The organism is Sphingomonas cannabina (assembly GCF_021391395.1).
Lineage (GTDB): Bacteria > Pseudomonadota > Alphaproteobacteria > Sphingomonadales > Sphingomonadaceae > Sphingomonas > Sphingomonas cannabina.
Genome location: NZ_CP090059.1, coordinates 3,952,906 through 3,972,937 on the forward strand (window position 1 = coordinate 3,952,906; position 20,032 = coordinate 3,972,937).

The 20,032-nt window shown below is 69.0% G+C and carries 21 protein-coding genes and 1 tRNA gene; 10 read left to right on the top strand and 12 right to left on the bottom strand.

The window, feature by feature from the left end; translation table 11 throughout:
* Positions 1–30: 30 nt before the first annotated feature.
* The 7 genes from LZK98_RS18590 (at position 31) to LZK98_RS18620 (ending at position 5,336) form a co-directional block, all read left to right on the top strand.
* Positions 31–375 carry a DUF6491 family protein gene (locus LZK98_RS18590; RefSeq protein ID WP_233783998.1) on the top strand — a complete coding sequence of 115 codons (345 nt, stop codon included), beginning with the start codon at positions 31–33 and terminating at the stop codon, positions 373–375.
* Positions 372–1,154 carry a hypothetical protein gene (locus LZK98_RS18595; RefSeq protein ID WP_233783999.1) on the top strand — a complete coding sequence of 261 codons (783 nt, stop codon included), beginning with the start codon at positions 372–374 and terminating at the stop codon, positions 1,152–1,154. The genes LZK98_RS18590 and LZK98_RS18595 overlap by 4 nt, the downstream gene beginning before the upstream one ends.
* Positions 1,154–2,086, top strand: coding sequence for an aldo/keto reductase (locus tag LZK98_RS18600; RefSeq protein WP_233784000.1), 933 nt, complete (start codon positions 1,154–1,156; stop codon positions 2,084–2,086). The genes LZK98_RS18595 and LZK98_RS18600 overlap by 1 nt, the downstream gene beginning before the upstream one ends.
* A 219-nt stretch (positions 2,087–2,305) precedes the next feature.
* Positions 2,306–3,922: a DNA methyltransferase gene (locus tag LZK98_RS18605; RefSeq protein ID WP_233784001.1), complete on the top strand. Its 1,617-nt coding sequence runs from the start codon at positions 2,306–2,308 to the stop codon at positions 3,920–3,922.
* A gap of 104 nt (positions 3,923–4,026) precedes the next feature.
* A complete protein-coding gene (locus LZK98_RS18610) occupies positions 4,027–4,446 on the top strand; it encodes a glycine zipper 2TM domain-containing protein (RefSeq protein ID WP_233784002.1) in 420 nt (139 codons plus the stop codon).
* Between the two features lie 21 nt (positions 4,447–4,467).
* A complete protein-coding gene (locus LZK98_RS18615; RefSeq protein WP_233784003.1) occupies positions 4,468–4,827 on the top strand; it encodes a hypothetical protein in 360 nt (119 codons plus the stop codon).
* An 83-nt stretch (positions 4,828–4,910) separates the two neighbouring features.
* Positions 4,911–5,336: an OsmC family protein gene (locus LZK98_RS18620; protein WP_233784004.1), complete on the top strand. Its 426-nt coding sequence runs from the start codon at positions 4,911–4,913 to the stop codon at positions 5,334–5,336.
* Between the two features lie 155 nt (positions 5,337–5,491).
* Here the strand turns inward: LZK98_RS18620 and LZK98_RS18625 are convergent, their stop codons facing one another.
* Both LZK98_RS18625 and LZK98_RS20580 read right to left on the bottom strand, forming a co-directional pair.
* Positions 5,492–5,653, bottom strand: a complete 162-nt coding sequence (locus LZK98_RS18625; RefSeq protein ID WP_233784005.1) for a hypothetical protein — start codon at positions 5,651–5,653, stop codon at positions 5,492–5,494.
* Positions 5,654–5,767: 114 nt separating this feature from the next.
* Positions 5,768–5,899, bottom strand: coding sequence for a hypothetical protein (locus LZK98_RS20580; protein WP_264757858.1), 132 nt, complete (start codon positions 5,897–5,899; stop codon positions 5,768–5,770).
* Positions 5,900–6,931: 1,032 nt separating this feature from the next.
* On the opposite strand from LZK98_RS20580, the gene LZK98_RS18630 reads away from it, so the two are divergent.
* Together LZK98_RS18630 and LZK98_RS18635 are read left to right on the top strand one after the other, a co-directional pair.
* A complete protein-coding gene (locus LZK98_RS18630; protein ID WP_233784006.1) occupies positions 6,932–7,261 on the top strand; it encodes a glycine zipper 2TM domain-containing protein in 330 nt (109 codons plus the stop codon).
* 121 nt (positions 7,262–7,382) lie between these two features.
* Complete coding sequence (locus tag LZK98_RS18635) at positions 7,383–8,555, top strand: glycosyltransferase (RefSeq protein ID WP_233784007.1); 1,173 nt, start codon at positions 7,383–7,385, stop codon at positions 8,553–8,555.
* A 97-nt stretch (positions 8,556–8,652) separates the two neighbouring features.
* On the opposite strand, the gene LZK98_RS18640 is transcribed toward LZK98_RS18635, so the two are convergent.
* From LZK98_RS18640 to yajC, 4 genes are read right to left on the bottom strand one after another with little or no spacing between them, the layout of a single operon-like run.
* Positions 8,653–9,039, bottom strand: coding sequence for an Mth938-like domain-containing protein (locus LZK98_RS18640; RefSeq protein ID WP_233784008.1), 387 nt, complete (start codon positions 9,037–9,039; stop codon positions 8,653–8,655).
* Entirely contained in the window at positions 9,036–9,992 is a 957-nt protein-coding gene (secF, locus tag LZK98_RS18645; protein WP_233784009.1) for a protein translocase subunit SecF, read from the bottom strand. Before secF ends, LZK98_RS18640 begins: the two co-directional genes overlap by 4 nt.
* A 12-nt stretch (positions 9,993–10,004) precedes the next feature.
* Complete coding sequence (gene secD, locus LZK98_RS18650; protein WP_233784010.1) at positions 10,005–11,606, bottom strand: protein translocase subunit SecD; 1,602 nt, start codon at positions 11,604–11,606, stop codon at positions 10,005–10,007.
* A complete protein-coding gene (gene yajC / locus LZK98_RS18655) occupies positions 11,606–11,947 on the bottom strand; it encodes a preprotein translocase subunit YajC (RefSeq protein ID WP_233784011.1) in 342 nt (113 codons plus the stop codon). Before yajC ends, secD begins: the two co-directional genes overlap by 1 nt.
* Before the next feature lie 156 nt (positions 11,948–12,103).
* Here yajC and LZK98_RS18660 point away from each other — a divergent pair.
* Positions 12,104–12,180 (top strand) — tRNA-Pro (locus LZK98_RS18660).
* A gap of 176 nt (positions 12,181–12,356) precedes the next feature.
* Here LZK98_RS18660 and LZK98_RS20630 read toward each other — a convergent pair.
* Genes LZK98_RS20630 through LZK98_RS18695 form a run of 6 tightly spaced genes read right to left on the bottom strand, consistent with a single transcriptional unit; the run spans position 12,357 to position 19,923 of the window.
* Positions 12,357–14,435: a bifunctional glycosyltransferase/UDP-glucuronate decarboxylase gene (locus tag LZK98_RS20630; protein ID WP_319937517.1), complete on the bottom strand. Its 2,079-nt coding sequence runs from the start codon at positions 14,433–14,435 to the stop codon at positions 12,357–12,359.
* Positions 14,432–15,520, bottom strand: coding sequence for a CgeB family protein (locus LZK98_RS18675; RefSeq protein WP_233784012.1), 1,089 nt, complete (start codon positions 15,518–15,520; stop codon positions 14,432–14,434). Before LZK98_RS18675 ends, LZK98_RS20630 begins: the two co-directional genes overlap by 4 nt.
* Positions 15,517–16,623 (bottom strand): CgeB family protein, encoded by a 1,107-nt coding sequence (locus LZK98_RS18680; RefSeq protein ID WP_233784013.1) that lies wholly within the window; start codon positions 16,621–16,623, stop codon positions 15,517–15,519. Before LZK98_RS18680 ends, LZK98_RS18675 begins: the two co-directional genes overlap by 4 nt.
* Positions 16,620–17,720, bottom strand: coding sequence for a glycosyltransferase family 4 protein (locus LZK98_RS18685; protein ID WP_233784014.1), 1,101 nt, complete (start codon positions 17,718–17,720; stop codon positions 16,620–16,622). Before LZK98_RS18685 ends, LZK98_RS18680 begins: the two co-directional genes overlap by 4 nt.
* An 8-nt stretch (positions 17,721–17,728) precedes the next feature.
* Positions 17,729–18,811: an SDR family NAD(P)-dependent oxidoreductase gene (locus LZK98_RS18690; RefSeq protein ID WP_233784015.1), complete on the bottom strand. Its 1,083-nt coding sequence runs from the start codon at positions 18,809–18,811 to the stop codon at positions 17,729–17,731.
* Complete coding sequence (locus LZK98_RS18695) at positions 18,808–19,923, bottom strand: NAD-dependent epimerase/dehydratase family protein (RefSeq protein ID WP_233784016.1); 1,116 nt, start codon at positions 19,921–19,923, stop codon at positions 18,808–18,810. The genes LZK98_RS18690 and LZK98_RS18695 overlap by 4 nt, the downstream gene beginning before the upstream one ends.
* Positions 19,924–20,032 lie beyond the last annotated feature (109 nt).

Consider the following 20,032-nt stretch of genomic DNA (forward strand, 5'->3'; position numbering starts at 1 on the left):
GTTCCCGCACTGCTAGTAGCGGCGGCCTGCATGGCCGAACCACCGGCCCCCGCCGCGCCGCAAGCCAGCCGCACATGTTTCTGGGGTTCACAGGTCACCGGTTTCTCCGATGCCGGGCCCGATCGCGCGATCCTCAACATCGGCCAGCGCGAGAGCTGGGAGCTGACGCTCGCCGCCGGCTGCCCCGATGTCGACTGGGCGCAGAAGATCGGCATCCGCGCGCGCGGGGGCGACCGCATATGCCCCGGCCGGCCCGCCGAGCTGCTCGTGCCCGATGCCGGGGGCAGCGGGATGCGGCGCTGCCTCGTCCGGAACGTCCGCAAGCTCTCGCCCGAAGAAGCCGCGGCGGTGCGTGGGCGATCCCCGGCCAAATGAACGAAGACCACGACAGGCCGATCCCGCAATCCCCGCTCGACGCAGCGCCCGCGGCCACGCGCCGCCTGCTTGCCGAAACCCCGCTCGGCACGGTCGAGATTCCCCGCCCGCCGCTTGAAACCCTGCCCTACCGCGCCTTCGTCATGGCGCTGCTCGGCTGCCGCGGCTTCAAGCTCGATTTCAACCGCCTGGCCTCGCACGAAGCGCTGGCGCTGGTTTCGGACAAGCTGCTCGGCCCCGGCGCCTTCGCGGCCGAGCGCATGGCACTGGCCAACGACATCGTCGCGCTGGCGGCGTTCGCGGGCGAACTGGCCGGCGGCCGCCCCGCCATCGCGATCCGCACCTATTTCGCGCCCGGCGACCTCGTCTGGCATGTCGATCGGGTCAATGAACGGACCGCGTTCCGCCTGCTCTGGCCGATCGGCCGCCCCGCGGGCATGTGCGTGACCCCGACGGCCAATGTCGATGTGCCGCTCCATCGCGCCTATATGCGCCGCGAGCATCCGCTGCTGTGCCGGCTCGACACGCGCGTGATGCGCACCGGCGCGGCAGTAGAGAGGCTGTGGGCACATCGTCCGGCGCAGCTCGCCGCGATGATGTCCGGCACCTTCCCCTTCATTCGCGATTCCGCACAGGTCCGGCAAGTGACGCCCGGCGCCGCCAGTATCCATCGCGTCGAGACGCCCACGCAGCCGGGCACCTATCATTGCTCGTCCTGGGGCAATCGCCGAAGTCCCGGACTGCAAATCGTAATAACGGCAGCATCGGACCAGCCGTGATGCGGTTCCGCCGCCTCGGGCGCACTGGCCTCAACCTGTCGGAGCTGACGATCGGCACGGCCGGGCTGGCACGGGTCGCCCCGGAACAAGCCCGCGCGGCGATTACGCTCGCGCTGGACCGCGGCGTCAATGCCGTCGAGATCGAGGCTGGCTGCAAGGACACCGCTACGCTGCTGGGCGGGCTCCTGCGTAACCGAACCGACGTCCATGTGCTGGCACGCGCCACCTCACTGATCCGGTTCGACCTCCCCTCACCCCATGTCCCGGTCCAGCAGGCCTATCCCGGCCATCACATCCGGGCCGAGACGGAAGCGCTGCTCCGGACCCTCGGCGTCGAGCGCCTCGGGGTTCAACAGCTCCACGCCTGGTGCCCGGAATGGCTGCGCGAAGGCGACTGGCTCGAAACCCTTCAGCGCCTCAGGGACGAAGGCAAGATCGCCGGCTTCGGTATCTCGCTGTTCGACCACGATGTCGACGCCGCGCTGGAAGCGGTCGCCAGCGGTGCGGTCGACACGGTGCAGGTGATGTACAATGTGTTCGACCAGGGTGCAGCGTCCGATCTCCTTCCGCTGTGTCTGCGCCAGGATGTCGGCGTGATCGCACGCTCTGCGCTCTATTATGGCGCGCTTATCTCATCGCCATCGCGGTTGAGCGAGTTCCCGCCGGGCGACTGGCGACAGGATTATTTCTTCGATGAGCACCGCAGGGAAACGGACCAGCGCGTCAGCCGTCTGGTGGGGGACGTCGGGTCACCCGATCGGTCGATCTCCGATCTGGCGCTCCGTTTCTGCCTGTCCCACCCCGCCGTCTCGACGGCAGCTGTCGGGATGCGGAGTCCTGCGCACGTCGACGCCAATCTGCGCGCGGCCGCGGCGGATCATCTCGACAAGGACGAGTTGGCGTCGCTCGCACGCCACGCCTGGCTTTGTTGAGAGCCGGCGAAGCGACGGCGGAACTGACTCCGTTTCGGAGGAGCGTCTTCCCACGTACCGGTGAACGCTCCGATGTGAAGCAGGTCCGCCCTTCCGCCCCTTGCGGCGCGCGATAGCCTTCCCTCAAGCGGGGAGGCTCCGAAACGGATGAAGGATGCCTTTTGGACTGGTTTGGATCACGCAATGTTCCGCCGCGGCTACGGGCGCGGGAGGCGGGACGTGGAGATCGCCAATCATCTCTTCTACGGTGACAATCTCGATGTGCTGCGCGAGCACATACCGGACGAGAGCGTCGATCTGATCTATCTCGACCCGCCGTTCAATTCGAACGCCGGCTACAACGTGCTGTTCAAGGCCGCGAACGGCGCCGGCGCCGATGCCAGCATCCAGGCGTTCGACGATACCTGGACATGGGGGGACGGTTCCAAGGAAGCTTTGCTGGACATCGCCGCCGGGACCAACCGGGCGCTGCAGGTGATGATGGAAGCGATGCACGCGGCGATCGGCGAGAATCCGCTGATGGCCTATCTGGCGATGATGGCGGTGCGGCTGGTCGAGCTCCACCGCGTGCTCAAGCCGACCGGAAGCCTTTACCTCCACTGCGATCCGACCGCGAGCCACTATCTGAAGCTGGTGCTCGACGCCGTGTTCGGCGGCGAGAATTTCGTCAACGAGATCATCTGGAAGCGCAGTGATTCCAAGAACGACGTCGGTCAGGGCGCCCGGCACTTCGGACGCGTGAACGATACGATCCTCTTTTATCAGAAATCCGACAGAAGGATCTGGAATCCCCAGTTCACGGCACTGGACGAAACCTATATCGCCAAATTCTATCGCTATGCCGACCCGGACGGCCGCCGCTGGAAGCTGGACAATATGCTCGGCCCCGGCGGCGCAGCCAAAGGCAATCCCGAATATGAAGTGATGGGGGTCAAGCGGTTCTGGCGATATTCGCGCGAGCGGATGGAAGAGTTGATCGCCGCCGGCCGTGTCATTCAGACGAAGCCGGGCAACGTCCCGATGTACAAGCGCTATCTCGACGAATCCAAGGGGACGTCGGTCACGACGAACTGGTCCGACATCAGCATGATCCGGGGATGGTCGGCGGAGAAGCTCGGCTATCCCACGCAGAAGCCCCGCGCGCTTCTGGAACGTATCATCTCGGCCTCGTCCAATCCCGGTGATGTCGTGCTCGATCCCTTCTGCGGTTGCGGGACCGCGGTCGATGCCGCGCAGAAGCTCGGCCGGCGATGGATCGGGATCGACGTCACTCATATCGCCATCGGCATGATCGAGGACCGGATGCGCAGCGCCTATCCTGGTATCTCCTTCGAGACGGTCGGCGTCCCGCGCGATCTCGCCAGCGCCGAAAAACTGGCCACCGACGATCCGCACCAGTTCCAGCAATGGGTGTGCTGGCATGTCGGCGGGTATCCGCGCGACAAGAAGGGCGGCGACAAGGGTGTCGACGGCTGGTTCAACTATCTCGCCGAAGGGGGCCGGATCGGAACCGGGGTGATCAGCGTCAAGGCAGGCGACAACATCGGCCCCACGATGGTCCGCGACTTCGGTCGCGTCATGGAACGCGACAGGCATCGGTTCGGGCTGTTCGTGCTGAAGTCACGACCGACCCGCGGGATGCGCGACGAGGCGGCGTCGCAGCCGATGATCGAGACCGAGTTCGGTCGTTTCCCGGCGCTCCAGTTCGTAACGCTGCCCGAACTTTTCGACGGTATCCAGCCCCGGCTGCCGCCGCTGATCAGCCCCATGAGAAAGGCCGCACGGGTCGAGATGCGCACCAGCCATCAGCCGGGCGCGCAGGGCAGCCTGCTCTGACCCGCTTGGCCTGCCGCATCCCTGATCCGCCCGGACCTGCGTCATGCAACCGAACCTCTCCTCGCGCGTTCGATACAAACCCGTAACAACATGGGAGAGATGCCATGCGTGCGTACGCGTTCGGAATGATCGCGGCGGCGACGCTCGTCGCCGGCTGCAGCGATTACGACGGCTATGGCGGGGGCCCTGGCTATGCCAGCGATCGAAGCTATCGCTACTATGACTGGAACCGGCCCGATCCCAGCTACGGCGGCTATTATGCCAACCGCTACTATCGCGACGACCGCCGCTACCGCGAGCGCCGCCTCGGCCGCAACGACCGTATCTACGTCGGCGAGGATGGCCGTTATTATTGCCGACGTTCGGACGGCACTACCGGTCTGATCGTCGGCGGCATCGCCGGCGGGGCGCTCGGCGCCGCGCTCACCTCGGGCCGCTCGGAGACGCTGGGCGTGCTGCTCGGCGCCGCCGGAGGTGCGCTGGCGGGACGCGAGATCGACCGCGACAACGTCCGTTGCCGCTGAGCTGACGAAGGGAGCGCGCGCATGGCCCGCCGCAGCGACCGCACCCGTTCATCCCGGCTCACCACCGCGGCGATCGGCGCGGGGCTGATCGGAGCCGGCGCGCTCGCCTTCGCGTGGTGGCGCAGGAACGCCACCGGCGGCATCTTCGGCACGCCGGAGCCGGACGGGACCGAGCTCGACCTCGCCGTGCGCGACGGGCACCCGGCGCCCGATCTTGACCTTGATCGTCCCCGTCCCGGACCGCGCGATCGTGCCCCCGACGCGTTCCGGCCGGACGGGGACGCTCCCGTGCCGCCGGAGGAACGCGACGCGCTCCGGCCCGCGCTCGCCCGGCCGGACAGGCAGCTCGCCGATAGCCCGCCTCGTCCGGCGCCGGGTTGATCGGCTGCGACCGGCATCCTGGTCATGGCGCTGTCGTCAGCGCTCCCTATCTAGCGGATCTCAGCAGCAAGAGGAGACGCACGATGACGACGCGCACCGCCACCGCCCGCTACGAGGGCTTCGGCAAGGACGGCAAAGGACAGCTCACGTCCGCATCGGGCGTGCTCGACGGGACGCCCTACAGCTTCAACACCCGGTTCGGCGACGAGAAGGGCACCAATCCCGAGGAGCTGATCGCCGCCGCCCACGCCGGCTGCTTCACCATGGCGCTGAGCTTCGCGCTGGCGCGGGCCGGCTACAGCGAGGGTAGCCTGGAAACCAAAGCGTCGGTCAAGCTGGAGCAGGACGGCGGCGGTTTCACCATCACCCGCTCGGACCTCGAGCTCACCGCGCATGTGCCCGGTATCGATCCGGAGGAGTTCGCCCGCCTCGCCGCCGAGGCCGAGGCCAACTGCCCCGTCTCAAAGCTGCTCAAGGCGGAGATCACGCTCAACCATCACCTCGCCTGAAACGGCGGCCGCTGCGCAACAGCCTGCTCCCCGCCGCGATCACTCCGGCGGCGAGCAGGTTGGCGACGAAATCGCTCACCAGCGGCTGCCGGAGCAGCCTGCGCGAACTGCGGGCGAGGCGCTTGGCGCGCGTCATCGTGAGGTGAGGCGCGGCGTCAATCAGCCTTGGTCAGCGAGCTCTTGCGCTCGACATGTTCCTTCGGCGCCGGACGGTCACGGTCGAGGGTATCCTTTGGATCGGTATCACTCCCGACCTCCGGATTCTCGGTCGAGATATTGGGGCGCGGCTGGGTGCGGGTTCCCATGCGGTCGTTCATCGAAGCTCTCCTGTGCTTGCTGGAGAGAACCCCTGTCCGCTTGCTCCCGTTCCCCGGAGCGCCGGTGACGACCACGCGCCCGCGCCGACGTCATCGGCGCGGACGCGATGGGGATCAGGCCTCGTCCTCGGTTTCGCCCTCATCCTCCTCCTCGTCGAACGCGTCCTCTACGTCCTCGTCCTGCTCCTCGGCGGTATCGGCCTCATCCGTCTCCTGCTCGACGATCGGCTGCTGCTCGTCCTGCATCACGTCCTCCATGGGTGCGCCGGTGATTCGGGCGCCGGTCCAGTCGAGCGCAGCTTTGCGACTCCGCCGCGTCGGCTTCGCGACAAGCGGAGGAAATACGATGAGACGTTTGCAGCAGATCCCAGGCGGCGAGCGGCCAGCCAACAAAAAGGGGGCCGGCATCGCTGCCAGCCCCCGGTCGCCGGACTTCGGTCACGGGGTGTCGCGACCTGGTTTCGGCGGCTGGATCCACCCGCGCCGGCAAGGGCTGCAGGCTTCACCTGTTTCGGTCACCGGGGCCGGCAGCGGCGCTTCGCGGGAAGCGCGTGTCCACCGGCCTCGGCGGCCAGCGGCGTCGAAGGGGATCTCCGATGCCGTTCGGTCTCCGGCGATCACCGCATCTCGAAAGATGCCGCATCACTCCGTCGACCTCGGCGCCGGATCGCTCCGTCGCCGTTCGTCTCCGGTTCGTCACCGCCATCCCGAAGGATATCGGCTCGCTTCCCATCGACCCGACGCCGGGTCGCCCCGCCGTCGTTCGATCGCCGATCGCTCCGCCAGCCGCTCCGAGGAGCGCCGCTTCGCTTTCGTCGATCATCGCCCGACGATCGCCGGGGGCAATCGTCCTGCCATGGTCTCTCCGTCCGTCCAGCTCCGCGCCGCAAGCGGCTCGAAGTCGATCGGGCGGCGAGCCCATCGCACCGATCGCCCGTGCGGTTTCCTTGCGGCACCAGCACCTCGATCGTGGCGAGCAAGCCTTTGATCCTTTGTCGATTTCTCGACAATCTCTCGTCGTCTTGCAGGGATGATGCTGTCATGGACGGCGAGTCGCGCCAAGCAGGATCACCGCGCGCGCGCCTGTGGATAATGTGGATATCGGGGATCGTTGTGCCGGCGAATCGAATGCCCCACGCACGCCGCCCCGATAGCCGGATGGAGAGCGATTCGCCAACGGCTATTGCTCTATTCGCCTTGTTGTCGGAGGTTCATGCAACCTCGTACAAGGTGGTGGCGTTACGGAAACGATCCAATCAAGGATGAGGGAGTCCAGTCATGCGTAACCTGTTGCTCGCTATCGGCGCGGCGACGTTGGTCATTCCGACGGCGGCGGTGGTGCCGATCTCTGCCGGCACCTCCTATGGCAAGGCCGATGCGCAGAAGCGCTACAAGTATCGCGAATGGCGCGGCCGCGACGGCCGTTATTATTGCCGCAAGCCGAACGGCACCACCGGCCTGATCGTGGGCGGCGTCGCGGGCGCGCTGGTCGGCCGCTCGATCGACAATCGCGGCGACCGCACGCTCGGCACGGTGCTCGGCGCTGGCGCCGGTGCGCTCGCCGGCCGCGAGATCGACCGCGCCGGCAGCCGTCGCCGCTGCCGCTGAGGAAGTTCGCCTGAATATGGTCGAGGGGCGGCCATGCCGCTCCTCGATCCAGCCGAAATCGCTCTAATCATCGTACCAGTGCAGTGACCAATTAACCGGCGACGCGTAAGACCGCGTCGCGATGCTGCGCGTACTGACCCTGTCGACGCTTTTCCCCGACGCGAGCCGGCCCAATTTCGGCATCTTCGTGGAGCGCCAGACGCGGGGCCTGGCAGCGCTCCCAGACGTCGAGCTGCGCGTGGTCGCGCCGATCGGGCTGCCGCCTTTCCCGCTCGACCGGCTTGGACATTATCGTGCCCTCGCCAGTCTGCCGCGACGCGAACAATGGCGGGGGCTCGACGTGCGGCGACCGCGCTTCACGGTGCTGCCGGGCACCGGCGGGCGCTTCCATGCCGGTGCGCTGATCCGGGCGCTCACGCCGCTGTTGAGCGACATGCGCACCGCCTTCCCTTTCGACATCATCGATACGGAATTCTTCTTTCCCGACGGGCCCGCGGCGGTCGCGCTAGGACGGCGATTCGGCGTGCCGGTGTCGATCAAGGCGCGCGGGGCCGACATCCATCATTGGGGCCATGCCCCCGCCACTGCCGCGCAGGTGGTACAGGCGGGCCGCGACGCCGACGGGCTGCTCGCGGTATCGGATGCGATGCGCGACGACATGGCCTCGCTCGGCATCCGCGCGGACAGGGTCGCCGTCCACCGCACCGGCATCGACCGCAGCCGCTTCCATCCGCGCGACCGCTGCGCCGAGAAGGCACGGCTCGGCGTCACCGGACCGCTGATCCTTTCGGTCGGGGCATTGATCCCGCGCAAAGGTCACGACGTGGTGATCGATGCAGTAGCGCGGCTGCCCGGCACCACTCTGCTGATCGCGGGCGAAGGCCCCGAGCGGCCGGCGCTCGAGGAGCGGATCGCCGAGGCGGGTCTGGGCGAGCGGGTGCAGCTGCTCGGCGCAGTGCCGCACGGCGAGTTGCCGGCGCTGTTCGCCGCTGCCGACGTGATGGCGCTCGCCTCGGCGTCCGAAGGGCTCGCCAACGTCTGGGTCGAGGCACTGGCCAGCGGTACGCCGATCGTGATCACCCCGGCGGGCGGGGCACGTGAGACGGTCGACCGTCCCGCCGCCGGCCGCATCGCCGAGCGCACGCCGGAGGACTTCGCCAGCGCGATCGCGGAGGTGCTGCTCGACCCGCCCGATCCGGGCGCCGTCGCCGCGGCGGCCGAGCGGTTCAGCTGGGAGACGAATGCGATGCAGTTGCGCGATCATCTCGCGCAGCTGGTGGAGGCTCGGCGATAGGGCGGGTTGACCCCTCGTGCCCCTGCGAAAGCAGGAGCCCAGGCGGCAAGCGACACGCCCATGATCCAGCGCTCCTGCTTCCGCAGGAGCACAGGCGCTATTTCGATTCCTGATCTAGAGAATAGAGCGCGCCGACGATCCAGCGTCCCTCGGCACGGAGCACGCCCCATGCACGCGCGGCGGCGCGGCTGTCCATCGCCTCGACGCCGATCCCCCGCGCCTCCAAGGCTGCGGTGAAAGCCGGCGACGGCCGCACCAGCGTGGCGCCGGTCCCGAGCAGGAGGAACTCGGGCACGGGATCGAGTGCGAGCACCGAAGCCACGTCCGCTTCGCCCAGCGCCTCCAGCGCCGGCGGTTCCCAGCCGTCGGCGCGCTCGGGCGTGATCAGCAGGGCACGGTAGACATTGTCGTCGATACGGAAGCCGCCGTGCGAGAAGCCGGCGATCACCGGCCCCGACGCAACAGCATTCCGGTCCATCCTCATGGCTGTTCGGCGATCCGCTCCGCCTTGCCGCCGCTGCCCGGCGCCGGCGGCTGCGCGCGCAGGCCCAGCGTGATCAGCAGCGACGAGGAGACGTAGATCGACGAATAGGTGCCGACGATCACGCCCAGGATCATCGCCGCGGTGAAGCCGCGCAGCACATGCCCGCCGAGGAACAGCATCGCCCCCAGCGCGAGCAGGATGGTGACCGAGGTCATCACCGTCCGCGGCAGTGTCTCGTTGACCGAGAGGTCGACGAGGTCGCTCATGCTCATGCTGCGGTACTTGCGCATGTTCTCACGAATGCGGTCGTCGATGACGATCTTGTCGTTGATCGAATAGCCTATGATCGTCAGCACCGCGGCGACGATGGTGAGGTCGAACTCGAGCTGGGTCAGCGCGAAGAAGCCGAGCGTCATCAACAGGTCGTGCAGGATGGCGACGAAGGTCGACACGCCGAACTGCCATTCGAAGCGAAAGATCGCGAACAGCGAGATGCCGATCATCGCCAGCACCACCGCGAGGATGCCGTTGCGCACCAGCTCGCTCGAGACCTTGCCCGACACGGTCGAATAGCGGCTGAAGGTCGCGCCGGGGAATTCCTTCGCCAGCGCCTGCTCCACCGTGCGCACGACGCGGTTGGTCGCGCCTTCGTCGGCCCCGTCCTGCACCGGCAGGCGGATCGTCACCAGCCTTGGGTCGCTGAACTGCTGCAGCGTCGAGGTGCCGACGCCGAGCCGGTCGATCGTCGAGCGCACCTTGTCGATCTCCGGCGGCGATGGGAACCGCTCCTCGATCATCAGGCCGCCGACGAAGTCGACGCCGAAGTTGAGGTGTTTGACCCCGACCAGCGCCACCGACGCGATCGACAGCAGCAGCGTGAGCCCGAACGCCCAGTAGCGCAGCCGGACGAAGCCGATGTTGGTGTTGTCGGGAACGATCTTCAGGAGGCGCATGACGTCTCGGCCTCAGATATTGATGTCGGTCGGGCGATTCTTGCGAATCCACAGCGCGACCAGCATGCGGGTGAAGGTGACGGCGGTGAACACCGAGGTGGCGATGCCGATCAGCAGCACGACGGCGAAGCCCTTGACCGGCCCGGAGCCCATCAGCAGCATCACCAGGCCCGAGATGGCGTGGGTCATGTTCGCCTCGAAGATGGTGCGGCTCGCTTCCTTGTAACCGAGCTCGACGGCCTGGACGACGCTGCGCCCACGCCGTCGCTCTTCGCGGATGCGCTCGTTGATCAGCACGTTGGCGTCGACCGCGGTGCCGATCGTCAGCACGAAGCCGGCGATGCCGGGCAGCGTCAGCGTCGCGCTGATGATCGCCATCGCCGCCAGGATCACGAACACGTTGATGATGACGGCGAGGTTCGCATAGACGCCGAACCGGCCATAGGTCACCAGCATGAAGGCGACCACCGCCGCCGCCGCCACCGCGGAGGCGAGGATGCCGGCGCGGATCGAATCCTGGCCGAGGTCCGGTCCGACGGTGCTCTCGTCGACCACCTTGAGGTCCACCGGCAGCTTGCCCGATCGCAGCGCGATCGCGAGCTCGTTCGCCGACTGGACGCTGAAGCCGCCGCGGATCTGCGCGCGGCCGCCCATGATCGCCTCGTCGATGTTGGGGGCGGAGATCACCTGGTTGTCGACGATGATCGCGAACGGCTTGTTCACATTCTCCTGCGTCACCCGGGCGAAGCGGCGGCCGCCCTCGCCGTTGAAGGTGATCGCGACCACCGGCTGGCCGTTCTGCTGATCGAACTCCTGCCGCGCGTCGGCGAGCTGGTCGCCCGAGATCACCGTCGAGCGCTTGAGCGCGATCTTGCGCTGGCCGCTGGGATCGTCGGCGAAGGGCAGGATCACGTCGCCGATCGGCGCGATGCCCTGCGCCACCTGCTGCGGATCGGCGTTGACGTCGACCAGCTTGAACTCGAGCTTGGCGGTCTTGCCGAGCAGGTCCTTCAGCGCCTGCGGGTCCTGGAGGCCAGGCACCTGCACGACGATGCGATCGGTTCCCTGGCGGATGATGGTCGGCTCGCGCGTGCCCAGTTCATCGATGCGGCGGCGGACCACTTCGGTGGCGACGCTCATTGCGCGGTCGACTTCCTGGGCGAGCCCCGCCTTGGTCGGCGTCAGTACGAAGCGGGTCGAATCGACCACCTCGACGTCCCATTCGCGCTGGCCGGTCATGCCGACGCCGCTGCCGACGATGCCGAGCAGCCGCTCGCGCGCGGCGTCGACCTGGCTCGGGTCCCGTACCATGAAGCTCAGCTTGCCATCGCGGCCGGAGATGTCGCCGATCGCGATGGTCGGATTGCCCCGCCGCATCTCGGTCGCGATCTGGTCGCGCATGGTTTCGATCTTCGCGGCGGCGACGTCGTTGGTGTCAGCCTCGAGCAGCAGATAGCTGCCGCCCGCGAGGTCGAGCCCCAGGTTGATGCGCGGCAGGTTTACCGGCGACTGGCTGACGATACGCTCCGGCAGCAGGCTCGGGATCGCGAGCAATACCGCGATCAGCAGGACGCCGACGATCCCGGTGATCTTCCAGCGGGGAAAGTCGAGCATCAGTCGTTCGCGGGCTTGGCGCCGCCCAGCGGCGTGATCTCGGCGATAGTCGCCTTGACGACGCGCACCTTGACGGTGGGGGCGATCTCGACCTCGACGAAGCGGTCCTCGACCTTGGTCACCTTGCCGACGACGCCGCCCGCGGTGACGACCTGATCGCCCTTCTTGACCGCCTGAATCGCGTTCTGCAGCTCCTTCATCCGGCGCTGCTGCGGACGGATCATCAGGAAGTAGAAGGCGATGAAGATGAGGACGAGCGGCGCCATCGAGATGATGGTGGCGAGTCCGCCGTCAGCGGAAGCGCCGCCTGCGGCCTGGGCATAAGCTGGGGGAATGAACATGGCTCTCGCGTGGATAGGGGCCCCGCCGGGCGGATCGCCCGGACTTATCCGGCGCCAGCTAACACCGGATCGCCGCGCGCGCAACGGCGACGCTTGCATCGCGGCGAGACGCGGCCTAAGTGGCGCGGCCTCGGGGCCCGCCCCGAGACCCATGGTCGGGGCGTAGCGCAGCCTGGTAGCGCATCACACTGGGGGTGTGGGGGTCGCAGGTTCGAATCCTGTCGCCCCGACCAGTTTCACGATGGTGACGGTTTCTTCAAGCTCCTCCCCGGGACGGGGAGGGGGACCAAGTCGCGCAGCGGCTTGGTGGAGGGGGCCCGCCGCAAAGGGCGTTCCGGGATGAGAGCCCCCTCCACCACCGGCCTGCGGCTGGCGGTCCCCCTCCGCGTTCCGGGGAGGAGTTTGTTTTTCACTCCGCCGCGCAGGTCAGCTCCAGCTCCTCGGGCGGCGTGCCCTGCGCCAGCTCCTCGGCGAACCAGGCACAGGTGCTGACGAGGCCCGTCCGCAGATCGACGCGCGGCTCCCAGCCGAGCAGGCTGCGCGCGCGGGTGATGTCCGGCCGCCGGCGGCGCGGGTCGTCGATCGGAAGCGGATGATATTCGACACGCGGATTGACCCGCGTGATCGCGGTGACCTGCTCGAGCAGCTCGTTGACGGTCATCTCGTCGGGATTGCCGATGTTGATCGGCTCCATCCCGTCGAAATCATCGCATTCCATCAGCCGGATCAATGCCTCGACGGTATCGGCGACGTAGCAGAAGCTGCGCGTCTGGCTGCCATCGCCGTAGATGGTGATCTCCCGCCCCGACAGCGCCTGGCAGATGAGGTTCGACACCACCCGGCCGTCGTCGAGGTGCATGTGCGGGCCATAGGTGTTGAACAGCCGCGCGACGCGCACCTCCGCCCGGTCCATGCGGCCGAAGTCGAAGGTCATCGCCTCGGCGGCGCGCTTGCCCTCGTCGTAGCAGGCGCGCGGGCCCGTGCAGTTGACGAGGCCGCGATAATCCTCGCGCTGGGGATGCTCCTCGGGATCGCCGTAGACCTCGCTGGTCGAGGTGAGCAGGAACCGCGCGCCGGACAGCTCGGCCAGGCGCAGGAGCTGGTCGGTGCCGACGACGCAGGTCAGCATCGTGTGCTCGGGATCGACCTGATACTGCGGCGGCGAGGCGGCGCAGGCGAGGTTGTAGATGCGCGTGAACCGCCGCGCGCGCGCGGTGATCGAGGGCGGCAGTGGATGGGTGACGTCGGCCTCGACGAACTCGAAGCGGGGATGGCCTTCGAGATCGCCGAGGTTGGACGGGCGCGCGGTCTGGAGATTGTCCAGGCACACGACATGGTCGCCGCGCGCGAGCAGCTCGGCACAGAGATGCGAGCCGATGAAGCCGGCGCCGCCGGCGACGAGGGTGAGCGGTGCAGTCTCGACTTTCATGATCGCTTTCCTCGCTGTTGCCTGGGTGAGATGGTGTTCGAGCTCCTGGGCCCGGTGGACAGCAGTGTGCTCCGCGAGCACCCGCGCACGGGCGGCGGCGCCGAGCGCGGCGGCATCGCGGCCGAGCGCGGCGACCGCATCCTCGGTCGTGTCGGCGAACAGGATCTCGCGGTCCGGCGCGAACAGGCTGTCGAGCCCGTTCCAGCGGTCCGACAGGATCGGGGTTCCGCAGGCGGCAGCCTCGAACAGCCGCACCGACGGCGACCAGCCCGCCGCGATCATGTCGGCGCGGGTGACGTTCAGCGTCAGGCGCGAGGCGCCGTAGAATTCGCCATGGCGCGCGGGCGGCAGGTGCTCGATGCGCTCGACATTGGCCGGCCAGGCGATACCGGCCGGATATTGTGGCCCGGCGACGGCGAAGCGCCTGTCGGGGCAGCGGCGCGCGGTTTCGATCAGCAGCCGCTCGAGCGCCGGCTGGCGATCGTCGCTGTAGGTGCCGAGATAGCTGAGGTCCCACCGCTTCGGCACGTCGAGCGGGCGATAGGCCTCCGCATCGACCGAGCAGTAGAGCGCGCGCGCCGCCGGCGAACCGAATTCGCGCTCGATCCGGCCGAGCGTCGGCCCGCCGGTGAAGGAGAGATAGACGTCGTAGCCGGGAATCACCTCCGGCGAGAGATATTCGAAGTCGCCGCGCGCGAGCTTGGCGAGCGTGACCGGCGTGTCGATGTCGTAGAAAGCGGTGACGCCGCGCGCGTGCTTGCGCACGAAGCGGGCGACCTCGACCCCGTCGGGCACATAGGAGCCGACGATCACCGCATCCGCCTCGGCGATGGTCGCCGCCCAGGTCTCCAGCGCCTGGAGGTCGGGATAATATTGCAGCCAGCAATAGCCCGGATCGGTCAGATCACGACGCTCGCCCGCGTACCAGGGCACCTCGCGCTCCAGGAACAATATGTCGTGGCCGCACGCGGCGAACGCCTTGAGCAGCGCGCGGAAGGTGGTGGCGTGGCCGTTGCCCCAGGAGGAGCCGAGGCTGAGGCCGAGGACGACGAGCTTCATGCCGCCTCCCTCGCACGCGCGGCGTGGCTGCGGAGGATCGCGTCGACCTCCGCCCCGCGCAGCGCATAGCTGTGCTCGGACAGGACGCGGGCGAGCGCCGCCCTGCCGATCGCGCGGGCGCGCTCGGGGGTGAGCGCGGCGAGCAGGTCGGCGACATCCTGTCCGTCGCGGGCGACCAGCACCTCGGCGTCGGGCTTGAGGAACAGCTCGATGCCTTCCCAGGCGTCGGTGATGAGGCAGGCGGCGGCGCCGGCTGCCTCGAACACGCGCGTCGCCGGGGAGAAGCCGATGTGCGCCATCGAATCGCGCGCGACGTTGAGCACCGCCAGCGGGGTGCTGTTGAGCGCGTTGTGGTCGGCGGTGCCGACATGCCCCAGGCGGCGGACGTTGCCGGGCATGGGCTTGTCGTCCCAGCCGTTGCCGCCGAGCAGGAACGTGCGACCGGGCAGCAAGGCGGCCGGCCTGAGGAAGAACTCCTCCACCCGCGCCTCGCGGTCAGGCAGCCGGTTGGCGAGGAAGGCAAGGTCCGAGGCGAAGCGCCCGTCGCGCGGCACCGGATAATGGGTCACGGGATCGAGCGCGTTGTAGACGGGTACGCAGTGCGCGGCGCCGAATCCCCGGTAGGCCTCCACCACCGGCGGGCCGCCGCCGTAGGTCAGCACCATGTCCAGCTCCGGCAGCGCCCGGCGCACCGGATGCGAGGCGTCGGCGCGCATCTCGTCGAGCGTGGCGGCGGCGTCGACGTCCCAGAACAGGCGGATCGCGTCCGGGCGGGTGCGGGCCAGGATGCCCTCCAGCAGCTCGCGGTCGAACACGCCGACGCCGCTCGCCTTGACGACGACGTCCGCCGCGCCCGCCTCGGCGAGCACCGACTCCAGCCCCTCGGCGGTGGCCGGGTAGACGACGACGCGCGCCCACATCGGCGGGTCGATGTCGCGGTGCCGCTGGCGGTCGAAGGCGTCGGGCTCGTAGAAGCTGATGTCGTAGCCGCGTCCCGCGAGCGCCCTCAGGATGCCGCGGTAATAGGTGGCGGCGCCGTTCCAGTAGGAGGACAACAGGCTCGATCCGTAGAAGGCGATCTTCATGCGGCATTCCTTGCTGGAGCGGCGAGGCGGGCGGCGATGGCGAGCAGCTCGTCGACCCGGTGCGCGCAGCTGTGGCGGGCGCGGATCGTCTCCAGGCCGTGCGCAATCAGCGATGAGCGCAGGTCCGGATCGTCGCGGAGAGCGGCGAGATGGCGGGTCATCTCCGCGCCATCGCGGGCGACGAGATAGTCGGTGCCGGGGCGGAACAGCCCCTCGGCATCCTCCCACGGCGCCGAGAGCAGCGGGATGCCGCAGGCAAGCGCCTCGAACACGCGGATCGTCGGGATGCCGGGCAGGATGGTCGCATAATAGCGGCGCGGGACATGGACGGTGACGAGGTGGCGCGCGAAGATCTCCGGCGCGCGGGCGTTGGGCGCCCAGCCACGATAGCGCGCGCCGTGGCGTGCGAGCGCCGCCAGCGCCGCGGCGGGATAGCGCACGCCGTAGATGTCGAGCGGCAGGCCGGCCTCCTCGGCGGGGCGCAGCAGGAAGGCGGCGATCTCCTCGCTGCGCTCGCCGTCGCCCCAGTTGCCGATCCACACCAGTCCCTGGCGGCGTCCCTCCTCCGCCGGCGGATGGAAGCGGCGGAGGTCCGCGGCCTCGTGCCAGACCCACACCCGCTCGCCCCAGCCCCAGCGGCGATAGACCTCCGCCAGCGCCTCGCCGAAGGCGAGCACGCCGTCATAGGCGGAGAGGTCGTAGGCGCGCATCTCCTTGGGTGCGCTGACGGCGCGATGGTGGGTGTCGTGGAACAGCAGGGTGAAGCGCCCGCCGGCCGCACGCAGCCGGCCCACTTCAGCGACCAGCGCCGGCTCGTTCCATTCGTGGACGATGACGAGATCGGCGCCGTCGACCTGTTCGGCGAGGTCGGCATCCTTGGCCAGCACGGTCGAGCTCAGCTTGGGATAGGCGCGACGATAGGGCTCCAGCCCCTGCTCGCCATGGTCGGCGAGAAGGTTGGCGAGGCTCCACGCGCCCTCGGGCTCGAACACCCGCACGTCGTGGCCGCGCGCGATCAGCTCGGTCAGCACGCCGCGCAGGAAATGGGCGTTGCCGTGGTTCCAGCAGGACGCAAGCGAATGGGTGAAATAGACGATCCTCATGCCGCCACCCTCCTTCCGGCCGGATGGTGCGCGAGCAGGCGCGCGTAGAGCCGCAGCATCGCTTCCGCCATCGCATCGGCGGTGTAGCGTGCGGCGCGCTCGCGGGCGGCGGCGCCGAGGCGATGACGGCGGTCGGCGTCGCCGATCACGCTTTCGATCGCGCGGGTCCAGCCGGCCTCGTCCTCTCCGGCGACGAACAGCGCGGCCCCGTCCCACAGCTCGCGGAACACGGGCATGTCGGACAGCACCAGCGCCGATCCCGCGGCGGCCGCCTCCAGCACGGCAAGCCCGAACGGCTCGAACCGCGCGGCGGAGACGAACACTGGCCGGCAGGCGAGCTGCCGTGCCATGCCGGTGGCATCGAGCGAGCCGAGCAGGTGGAGGTGCCGGAGGTCGGCGGCTTCGCCATGCGGACCGGCAATCGGGCCTGCCGCGTGGAACGGCACCGCCAGCCGCGCCGCGACCCGATCCAGCAGCGCGGCGTTCTTGGCGCGATCCCAGAGGCGGCCGGCGGTGAAGACGCAGTCCTGCATCGCGCCATTGGCCATCGGCGCGAAGGCGCGGCCGTTGTGGACCACCGCGGGCACGCGCGGCAGTCCGTAGAGGCGCGCCACCATGCGGGCATAGCCGGCGCTCGGCGCCGCCACCGCATGGGCGGCGCGCAGCCCCTCCCCGGTCAGCGAGCGGTGCCAGTGGAATTCGCGCGGCAGCGGCTCGCCGGAGCAGGTCGCCTGCCACCAGGTCGAGACGCAGCCGTGCGCGACGGCGAGCACCGGCACCGGCGGCGGCGCGGCGGCGCCGAGCGAGGGCATGTTGAGCTGGACGAGGTCGACATGCTCGTCACCGGCCAGCTCGGCGATCGCCGCGCCGGCGGCGAGGATCGGCGCGGGGCCGTCGCTCAGCCAGTCGAGCGGCAGGCCGGTCTCGACCAGCCGCGCGCCCGGAATGGCCGCCGCCTCGGCACGCTGCACTGCGGACGGTGGAGGCCCCAGCAGCGCGATCACCGTCTCGACCTCGCGGCCGCCGAGCGCACGGGCGAGGTCGGTGGCATATTGCCAGACCCCGCCAACCGCATCGGCGGTGAGCAGGATGCGCATCCGCCCGCTCACAGCGCCGCCGCCGTGCGGAGCGGGACGACGCGCGGCTCCTCGTTCGGGAGGGTGATGCCGCGCTGCTCCGCCAGCCATTGCGCAAGCCGGGCGACGCCCCGGCGCCACGGCACCTTGGGCCCGAGCGCCAGCTCCTGCTGCGCGGCGCCGGTGTCGGCGACGAAGTAGCGCTGGTCGCCCGCGCGCCACTCGGCGTTGTCACAGGCGACGTCACGCTCGACCAGGCTCGCGATATGGTCGAGCAGCGTCACCAGGCTCACCGCATTGCCGGGCCCGCCGCCCAGGTTGAAGGCGCGCCCCGCGACGCGGTCGATCCGGCGCCAGGCGGCGAGATAGGCCTCGACGGCATTGGAGACGTCGAGGATGTCGCGCACCTGATAGCCGTCGCCGTAGATGGTGACCGGCTGGCCCTCCAGCGCGCGGATCAAGAAGTGCGCGACCCAACCCTGGTCCTCGGTGCCCATCTGGCGCTGGCCGTAGATGCAGCTCATCCGCAGCACCGCGGTCGGCAGGCCGAAGCTGCGGGCATGATCGAGCACATATTGGTCGGCCGCGCCCTTCGAGCAGCCATAGGGCGTGTGGAAGTCGAGCGGCCGGTCCTCGCCGATGCCGTTGGCGCGGATCGCCGGATCGGCGGGCACATAGCCGCGCGCGGTGCGGGTGAAGGCGAGGTCGCCGAGATCGCCGTAGACCTTGTTGGTCGAGGCGAAGACCAGCGGGATGCGCCGGCCGCTCTCGCGCACGGCCTCCAGCAGGTTGAGCGTGCCGAGCACGTTCACCTCGAAGTCCTCGCGCGGATCGGCGAGGCTGGTGGTGACCGCGACCTGCGCGGCCATGTGGAACACCGCCCCCGCCTCGCGCACGGCGCGGGCGAGCTCGCGCCGGTCGCGGATGTCGGCGATCACCTCGACGATGCGGCCGGGATGGCTCTGCTTGAGCCAGGCGAGGTTGGTCTCGACACCGGGCCGCAGCAGCGCGTCGTAGACGATCACCCGATGCCCCTCGGCGGCGAGCCGGTCGGCGATGTTCGAGCCGATGAAGCCGGCGCCGCCGGTGACGAGGATCGGCGCGCCGCTCATGCCACCAGCCCCCGCGCCTCGAGCTCGGCGCGCGCCTGGCCGACGCGGTCGACCGCGGTCTGCCGTCCGACCCATTCGGCGAGCTCGGCCAACCCCTCGTCGAAGTCCTTGCGCGCGGTGAAGCCCAATTTCTCCGCCGCCAGCGCGCCGTCGCAGAAACAGTGGCGGATGTCGCCGACCCGCGCCTTGCCGACGATCTCCGGCGCCACGTCGTTGCGGTGCATCGCGCGGGCGAGCGCCATGGCGACCTCGGTCACCGAGCGGTCCTTGCCCGATCCGATGTTGAAGGTCTGGCCGCTGATCCCGGGCTTCTCCAGCGCATCGGCGAAGGCGCGCGCCACGTCCCCGACATGAACGAAGTCGCGCCGCTGCTCGCCGTCCTCGAACACGAGGGGACGCTGGCCGCCCAGCAACCGCGAGGCGAAGATCGCGAGCACGCCGGTATAGGGATTGGAGAGCGCCTGGCCTGGACCGTAGACGTTGAACAGCCGCAGGCACACGCTCTCGATGCCGTAGGGCGCGCCCATGATGTGCGTGGTGCGCTCCTGCACATATTTGTTCAGGGCATAGATCGAGGCGAGGCTCGGCCGCTTCCACTCGGGCGTCGGCAGCGGGGTGAGCGGATGGCCGGCGATGTCGAGCGGGTTCCAGATCTTCTGCCCGTCGCGCACCAGCCCGCGCTCGGCATCCTCGATCAGGTTGCCGGCCATGTCGCGGTACAGCCCCTCGCCGTAGATGCTCATCGACGAGGCGGTGACGACGCGCCGCACCGGATGGTCGATCAGCCGCTCGAACAGCACCGCGGTGCCGAGGTCGTTGGCGGAGGTGTAGCGCTCGACCTCGTACATCGACTGGCCGACGCCGACCTCGGCGGCGAGGTGGACGACGCTGTCGATCCCGTCCAGCGCACGCGCGACCGCATCGCCGTCGCGCACGTCGGCGCGGACGAGCTCGGCCTCGGGGTCGAGGTCCTCGGGTCGCCCGGCATCGCCGTGGACCTGTTCGAGCAGGCAATCGAGGATACGCACGCGATAGCCGCGGCGGAGCAGTTCGGACGTCACCTGCCGGCCGATGAAGCCCGCGCCTCCGGTGATCAGGACATGTTCGGTCACGCCGTTCCTCTCGCTGAATCGCCGCGCTCGGCAGCGGTGGATGGTGTCGATCAGGTGGCTTTCCGAACACCTTCTTCTTCATCTTGTTCCCGATTCCGGCTTTCGATAA

Bases quoted from the DNA above. Each gene is read 5' to 3' on its own strand.
- LZK98_RS18630 (WP_233784006.1), top strand. From the start codon at position 6,932: ATGCGTAACCTGTTGCTCGCTATCGGCGCGGCGACGTTGGTCATTCCG.
- LZK98_RS18640 (WP_233784008.1), bottom strand. From the start codon at position 9,039: ATGAGGATGGACCGGAATGCTGTTGCGTCGGGGCCGGTGATCGCCGGC.
- LZK98_RS20630 (WP_319937517.1), bottom strand. From the start codon at position 14,435: ATGAAGCTCGTCGTCCTCGGCCTCAGCCTCGGCTCCTCCTGGGGCAAC.
- LZK98_RS18610 (WP_233784002.1), top strand. From the start codon at position 4,027: ATGCGTGCGTACGCGTTCGGAATGATCGCGGCGGCGACGCTCGTCGCC.
- LZK98_RS18635 (WP_233784007.1), top strand. From the start codon at position 7,383: ATGCTGCGCGTACTGACCCTGTCGACGCTTTTCCCCGACGCGAGCCGG.
- LZK98_RS20580 (WP_264757858.1), bottom strand. From the start codon at position 5,899: ATGCAGGACGAGCAGCAGCCGATCGTCGAGCAGGAGACGGATGAGGCC.
- LZK98_RS18615 (WP_233784003.1), top strand. From the start codon at position 4,468: ATGGCCCGCCGCAGCGACCGCACCCGTTCATCCCGGCTCACCACCGCG.
- LZK98_RS18625 (WP_233784005.1), bottom strand. From the start codon at position 5,653: ATGAACGACCGCATGGGAACCCGCACCCAGCCGCGCCCCAATATCTCG.
- LZK98_RS18675 (WP_233784012.1), bottom strand. From the start codon at position 15,520: ATGAAGATCGCCTTCTACGGATCGAGCCTGTTGTCCTCCTACTGGAAC.
- LZK98_RS18595 (WP_233783999.1), top strand. From the start codon at position 372: ATGAACGAAGACCACGACAGGCCGATCCCGCAATCCCCGCTCGACGCA.
- LZK98_RS18690 (WP_233784015.1), bottom strand. From the start codon at position 18,811: ATGAGCGGCGCGCCGATCCTCGTCACCGGCGGCGCCGGCTTCATCGGC.
- LZK98_RS18680 (WP_233784013.1), bottom strand. From the start codon at position 16,623: ATGAGGATCGTCTATTTCACCCATTCGCTTGCGTCCTGCTGGAACCAC.
- secD (WP_233784010.1), bottom strand. From the start codon at position 11,606: ATGCTCGACTTTCCCCGCTGGAAGATCACCGGGATCGTCGGCGTCCTG.
- LZK98_RS18685 (WP_233784014.1), bottom strand. From the start codon at position 17,720: ATGCGCATCCTGCTCACCGCCGATGCGGTTGGCGGGGTCTGGCAATAT.
- secF (WP_233784009.1), bottom strand. From the start codon at position 9,992: ATGCGCCTCCTGAAGATCGTTCCCGACAACACCAACATCGGCTTCGTC.
- LZK98_RS18620 (WP_233784004.1), top strand. From the start codon at position 4,911: ATGACGACGCGCACCGCCACCGCCCGCTACGAGGGCTTCGGCAAGGAC.
- LZK98_RS18600 (WP_233784000.1), top strand. From the start codon at position 1,154: ATGCGGTTCCGCCGCCTCGGGCGCACTGGCCTCAACCTGTCGGAGCTG.
- yajC (WP_233784011.1), bottom strand. From the start codon at position 11,947: ATGTTCATTCCCCCAGCTTATGCCCAGGCCGCAGGCGGCGCTTCCGCT.
- LZK98_RS18590 (WP_233783998.1), top strand. From the start codon at position 31: ATGGCCGAACCACCGGCCCCCGCCGCGCCGCAAGCCAGCCGCACATGT.